This window comes from Novimethylophilus kurashikiensis (genome assembly GCF_003112435.1).
Taxonomy (GTDB): domain Bacteria; phylum Pseudomonadota; class Gammaproteobacteria; order Burkholderiales; family Methylophilaceae; genus Novimethylophilus; species Novimethylophilus kurashikiensis.
In genome coordinates, this window is sequence record NZ_BDOQ01000016.1 from 1 (window position 1) to 5,959 (window position 5,959).

Consider the following 5,959-nt stretch of genomic DNA (forward strand, 5'->3'; position numbering starts at 1 on the left):
TACATTATGCGAAGTGACGCGTAGAGTAATGAGACGATTCTTTACCACCCTCAAAGCTATGCTGTGTTTGAGTTTCAGCGATTCTTTGCGAGTCGCGTTTTCTCATATTTGAGACAAACTTTACGTGTAACTGGGACGTAAAGTTTTCCGTCCGACCCTCCGAAACCCTGTCACAGGGTTTTAGAGGGTTTGTTTATTCTCGCAGAAACACGGCAAGACTCAGCCTATGGACAAAATGAAAAACCGCCCACAGGGTTAAACCCCGATGGACGGTTTTTATTTTGCCCACAGGCACACTGACGCGCTTCGCTTGCCCTATTAAAACCCTTGATAGATAAAAAAACGGAAAACCTACGCCGCCAGCAAATCGGTATCTCGATCTAGTTCTCGCTGGATGGCTTGCAGCGTTTCGTTTTCGGCTAGGAAATGGAAATCATCAAGGTAAGGCGCTGATGCGATCAAACGCGCTTGGCGCTGCTGTTGCTGCTTACGTTTGAGGGATTCTAGACGCGCAGCAATCAGGCGGTCCTCGTGTTCGCGTTGAATGCGCTGGCGCTCGAGGTAAGCGGACTTGACGACATCATAAGCCCAATCAGGCACGAACTTGCCTTCATGGAGCAATCGCGCATCTTCGAGATGTTGAGGGTAAGGTTTGGGGGTGGCCGGCGGCGTATAGCGCACCGGGACAGGATGTTTAAACAGCTTGCAGATGTGTGCCAAGAGGAAGGCCGGAACCAATCGTAAGGCTTCGTACCACGTCAAGGGCTTGTTTCGTGAACTCCTGAATTTGGTGATGGTCGCCGGCAACGTGCAATATTGTGGCGTTTCCTCCTGGAAGATCATGCCCGTGTCATAACATTGCATGGGTAGCGCTCCACGAGTAAACCAACGGTCAGCAACAAGAGCGTTAGCCTCGAGGCCATAACGGACAGTACCGATATGAATACGAGGCAATTTAAACGGCATGAAGGGGACTTGCAGCCGATCAGTTCGACGGACTGTTACAACATATTCAGCCAATGCATCGCGCACTTGCTTATCCAACATTCGTTCATGCTGGATGATCAGGAATACATCCCACTTAAGTTTTCTGGCGTGAAGTAACCAATTAATAATTTCCTCGCGCTCCTTACCCTGCCATTGCCTCGAGTTAAGGAACTGGGCGCATTCATCGAGCAATAAGGCCCCTGCCGTTTCCTCATGTTCGCCCCCTACTCCCAAGGCTTTTAAATCTGCGACCGTAGGAATGGCCGGTAAGACATTGATGTAGGCCTGCGCGATCTTGGCAGTTGGCGTACGGCAGATCGGGGCGAAGTCCATAGGAAAATTCGCCGCCACGCGCCGACCCTCGAGGGCGTAATCAATGGCGCGCTGAACAGCTAAAAGGGATTTACCGGCACCGAGCTTACCTGTGATGATGTAAATCATAGGAGGCTCTTGGTAACAATGTCGGTATTCCAGTCATAAACCCACTTAGCCAGAGCAGCAGCTGAATAAGCCGCTAGGCATTGAGAGGCATTTTCTGGAATGTAAAACATTATCCAAGCTGCATCACCCGGCACTGATTGAGTAATTCCTTGAATGATGCCGTTAAAGGTAACGAGCAAAGCCGCTGTCAGCGTACCAAGAGTTGTAATAACGGTTGCATAGATCGCAACTTTTCGCGTGAAAAACTGCAAGAACCAGTTGAGTACGGCGGTAAATGCAGAACCTAAGAAAGCAGCTAGTAAAGGCATTATGCAGCCCCTCCCATACGCCTAAACCACAAGCCCCAGATGCCATAGAGCGTGAGGATATACGCGCCGAATTTAGTGTAGGGCTGTACTAGAAAGGCAGTTTCACAAACATCAATCGACTGGTTGTTGAATGAAGGATTACTACAGCCACCAGTAGAAAAGGCGTTAGGCATTTCCAAACCGTTACCTACACCGTTAGTTTGGGAAGTAATCTTGCTATTCAGGTCGTCAAACTGAGCGTTTAGACCATCAGTTTTACCACCGTCAGAGTACGAGGAAGGCGTACCAGATTCGTCAGTTTTACATGCAGGTTCGCCAGAACCTCCACACTGACCGTTTTTAACACCATCTATCTTAGTACCGAGCCCTGCTATATCGGAGGATGTGGCCCCGCCAGATGATGAAGTGGGCGCACTAGTGCCACCTGCAGTACCTATGCCTTGTGTAGTCTGGCCATTAACGCCTGTTACCTTGCCTGAAGAATCATAATTAATCGTTGTTGTTGTTGTAGTGTTGTTGTTGTAGTTATAAATATTGGTAGTAATGGTCGTTGAGCCGTCAGAATTGGCTGTGACTTCCTGTTTCCCGCCAGCATCTTGATTGGTTACTTTTGGGCTTGCAACGGTAGTTTTAGTGTTCGCGGCACAGTCAGGGTCTGCTGCGTCAGCGGTGTAGCTGGTACCAGATCGAGCAATGGTGCAAATGCCATCGGCAGGCCTTGCGACTTGTGCAGCATTAGACAACGTACAAGTCTGGTTTGGGGCTGTTCCGGATAGTGCATATCCAGAGGGGCAGCTAATTGTATAGATGCCGACAGTATGACTCGCTGCGTCATAAGAGGTATTGGTGGAAACAACGTTGCTACCGCTAACGCTTCCTGTAATAGCGCCCCCCGCCCAAGCTGTATTTGACCATGCATAAGTTGCACAAGCCTGTGCGCTACTGAAGTGCGCTACTGTACTAGGAGGATTCCAGAGGGAACAGGCGTAGTCTTGAGTTGGAGTACCGCCGGAGGAAGGCGGTTGAAGTTGGCAGCTAGTACCCGAACCGGTTGTAGTCCAACCAGCAGGGACATTTACACAAGCACCACTGATAGAACCGCCTATGACCTTTCTAACATCCGGTGTCGGGGTGCTGATCGGGTTACCGTTACCGTCTAGGCGTGGCGCACTGACGTTAACATCGGGAATGGTGTCGTTAATCTTTGGAGTTGTACAACTGCCCCCTAATAGCGAAATGCTACCAGCTGGGCAACCAGTCGAGGACTGGGGCAATTGCGGGAGGTTAATCTGTCCAAGAGTATCAGCTAGAGCTGAGGAAGACAGAAGGGCCAGAGCTATAAATAAGATTTTCATAGATGGGCATTCGTCAGGGGCCTACCCCGCGCAAGCGCGGCGCAAGCCCCTGACGAAATTTCATTAACGAGCTGGCTTGCGAAGGATGCGCCAGAAGAGGCCGAGAACGACCAAGGCGCCACCAATTGCACCGTAGTAAGCGTAACCCTTGGCGATCATGGCCAGAGAGTCGGTTTGCGATGCAGAAATGGCCGTATCGACGTCAGCAGACAGCGCAGCCATCGCATTCAGACCAACCATTGCCATTGATGTACCGGCAACAGCAGCTTGCACCTTGGTGTTATGTGCCAAGGAAATACCACGGTTTACAACCTTATGAATCAAGTTCATTTGAAGCTCCTAAAAGTGAGTTAAAAGCCGGACAAAAAGTCCGAGTAATAGCGCGGGAAAGAAACCGGCGAGATACGCGCCAATCAACGCCGACACAACGTCAACAAGAGTCATAACGCTTCGCCCTTGTTGCTATTGCCCCTGCCCACAGAAAAGCCGTGGGATATGCCCATCCAAAGGGCGAAGAAAGCGCAGATAACCAGCACCATGTTTTCAAGGAAATACAGATGTGCAGAGGTGGTATCTGTTGCTGATGGTTGGTCTGCTATCGCTCCGATCGGAGCGATCAGCAAGAATAAGAGAAATAGGCGGATATTCATTTTTCGGAATACCACTCTAGAAATTCTTCATGGTGTTTCGACCAATCGGATTCATTAACGGTGTGCGTTAATGGCTTAGATGCTTCGTGCGTTTGTGAGGCGGCGCAGCCGACCTCGAGGACAGCGATCAAGGCGAAGCCCACAAGGAACCATAACAAGTTCTTCATGCCGCCCTCCTACGTTTCCATTCATCGGCGGATTCGGTTTCATTCCAGTACCACTGTGGAGCGATAGCCTGCTGAACATCAATCATGCGAACGCGCGTGCTGAGTCGGGTTACATCGCAGGGAATAGCGATATCAATGCCGTACTTCATTAACTGAGAGCGGTAACGGTATTTGGTCGCCCTGGACACATCGGGGTCGCCCCAAACATCCTTGCCGTTACGCCATGCGCTTGCGATACCACACAGACGCACAGGAAGATCATTGAAGGGGTCCACATGGACGGAGTTTTTGTCCGTATCCATGAGGTCTTTGAATTTTCCGTAAATAACTGTCGTCATGTCGCTCTCGCCTTCTATATGCTCGCTCTGCCATCTTTGCCAGTCGTAAATAGTTCGTAAGTTATGCTGAGTTAGGTAACGGGATTTCAGACTTATTTCGTCTCGTACCATCCCGTTCTTGGTAACGAAATCCATGGTTCTTTGAGATACGTGTTCGCCTAGGCTTTGCGCCTTGATGTAGAGCTTGCGGCTGTAATATTTGCTGCCCTCGCCCCACGTGAGGCCGGTAAGGTCGCCCTTGTTGGACGTGTACATCTTGGGAGAAAAGCGGCCCTGATGGTGCCCGCCGAAGTAGTGAACGAGGCGCGCCGCCATCGAGGGCGAACCTGAAAAATAGTTTTGGGTAAGGTCGACGCGACTGATAAGGGCCGTATTTGGATTTGGTACGTAGACGTCCTTGGATTCGATATAGACCGGCTCACCCACGTCATGAAAAGCAGGAAGGCCAAAAGAGCGGATGATTCTATTAGCCCTGTGGATGCAGTCGAGAACGGTATAGCCCCAAACATTATCAGGACGGCCATAACGACCAACATTGCCGCTGAGTTCAACGACAGAACCATCACAACGAATCTGAATGCTTGAATCATAGCTACCCTTTTGAATGAGCTTGCGCTCGAGGGTGTACTTGACTGAATCCGGCTCTATGAACATGAAGTCATCGCCAGTGTCGTCAGTTGCTTCAATTGGCCTATCGTTCTCGAGAACGACTACGCAACCGCCATTAATGACAGGTAATCCGGCATTAATGCCGTGATTTTGTCTAATGGTGATCCAGTCGCAGAAGGCCATAGAAAAAGGCAGGGTGATGTTTTAAGACCGTTAAGCCCCCTGCCCCTCGCCCTACTCGGCGATGGTGAGCCAGTTGGTTGCAGAACGAACGATTTCCCCTGCATTAGGGCCGTTCTTCAACTCAAAGTCGTTACGCATTCCAGCCACGTCAACGAGTCCGGCAAATTCTTCGCCCATAGCGCCAATCTTCTGCTTGGAGCGGATTTCGATGTATGCAAAGCGGTAATCGCCACGCTCTTGCGGTACTTTGACGCGGGTGTACCAATCTGAGTCATACTTTCGAACACCGTCAATCTCACCCTTGATATAGGCTTGATTGGGTTTCATCTTGGCCATCTGGCCGGGTACTGCCTGCTGATCGCTCATGTTTATCTCCGAGTAGGTTGCAATACTTGAACCATGTATAGGGTCAAATGTCCCATATCGGGACAAACAAACATTAGTCCCAATATGGGGCGTTGTCAAGAACCAAATTGGGACTATGATGTATGCATACTGAATAGACCCCTCTTCGAGGAATGACAAACATGAATACTCTTGAATTGCTGTATGAAGCGAAACGGAAACTAGGCGTCAGCAGCGATTACGCATTGGCCCAAAAGCTCGAGATACCCCGGCAAAGAATGACGGACTACAAGACAGGAAGCAGACAGCCGGACACCTATACGCTTACTAGGCTGGCGATAGTTTTAGAGCGTGACCCGATGTCACTAATTGCGGAGTTTGAAGCGAGTACAGAGAAGAACCCCATACGTAAGGAGTTCTGGAAGGGTTTTCTTTTGCGTCAGAACAGCAGTCTCGTCGCTATTCTGATTCTGGCGCTGATCTATGGGCCTTTCTACGCGCAAGACGCGCAGGCCTCATACCAAAATAGCGGCAATCCTTATAACCAGAAGGTATTACATAGCGTTACATTATGCG

General features: G+C 50.0%; 9 protein-coding genes. 1 reads left to right on the forward strand and 8 read right to left on the reverse strand.

The window, feature by feature from the left end:
• Positions 1-351 precede the first annotated feature (351 nt).
• The 8 genes from NMK_RS13900 to NMK_RS13925 all read right to left on the reverse strand — a co-directional run bounded on the left by NMK_RS13900 (position 352) and on the right by NMK_RS13925 (position 5,404).
• On the reverse strand, positions 352-1,428 hold the full coding sequence (locus tag NMK_RS13900; protein WP_109016371.1) for a zonular occludens toxin domain-containing protein: 1,077 nt from the start codon (positions 1,426-1,428) through the stop codon (positions 352-354).
• Positions 1,425-1,736, reverse strand: a complete 312-nt coding sequence (locus NMK_RS13905) for a DUF5455 family protein (RefSeq protein ID WP_109016372.1) — start codon at positions 1,734-1,736, stop codon at positions 1,425-1,427. The genes NMK_RS13900 and NMK_RS13905 overlap by 4 nt, the downstream gene beginning before the upstream one ends.
• On the reverse strand, positions 1,736-2,479 hold the full coding sequence (locus tag NMK_RS18335; protein ID WP_146187215.1) for a hypothetical protein: 744 nt from the start codon (positions 2,477-2,479) through the stop codon (positions 1,736-1,738). The genes NMK_RS13905 and NMK_RS18335 overlap by 1 nt, the downstream gene beginning before the upstream one ends.
• Positions 2,480-3,154: 675 nt before the next feature.
• Positions 3,155-3,421, reverse strand: a complete 267-nt coding sequence (locus NMK_RS13910; protein ID WP_109016373.1) for a hypothetical protein — start codon at positions 3,419-3,421, stop codon at positions 3,155-3,157.
• A gap of 110 nt (positions 3,422-3,531) precedes the next feature.
• Entirely contained in the window at positions 3,532-3,741 is a 210-nt protein-coding gene (locus tag NMK_RS13915) for a hypothetical protein (RefSeq protein ID WP_109016374.1), read from the reverse strand.
• On the reverse strand, positions 3,738-3,908 hold the full coding sequence (locus NMK_RS18555) for a hypothetical protein (RefSeq protein WP_181376294.1): 171 nt from the start codon (positions 3,906-3,908) through the stop codon (positions 3,738-3,740). Before NMK_RS18555 ends, NMK_RS13915 begins: the two co-directional genes overlap by 4 nt.
• Positions 3,905-5,038, reverse strand: coding sequence for a phage/plasmid replication domain-containing protein (locus NMK_RS13920; RefSeq protein WP_109016375.1), 1,134 nt, complete (start codon positions 5,036-5,038; stop codon positions 3,905-3,907). The genes NMK_RS18555 and NMK_RS13920 overlap by 4 nt, the downstream gene beginning before the upstream one ends.
• Before the next feature lie 51 nt (positions 5,039-5,089).
• Positions 5,090-5,404 (reverse strand): hypothetical protein, encoded by a 315-nt coding sequence (locus tag NMK_RS13925; RefSeq protein ID WP_109016376.1) that lies wholly within the window; start codon positions 5,402-5,404, stop codon positions 5,090-5,092.
• A 161-nt stretch (positions 5,405-5,565) separates the two neighbouring features.
• Between NMK_RS13925 and NMK_RS13930 the strand changes: the two genes are divergently transcribed.
• The coding region (locus NMK_RS13930; protein ID WP_109016377.1) for a helix-turn-helix domain-containing protein at positions 5,566-5,959 on the forward strand (394 nt) is incomplete at its 3' end.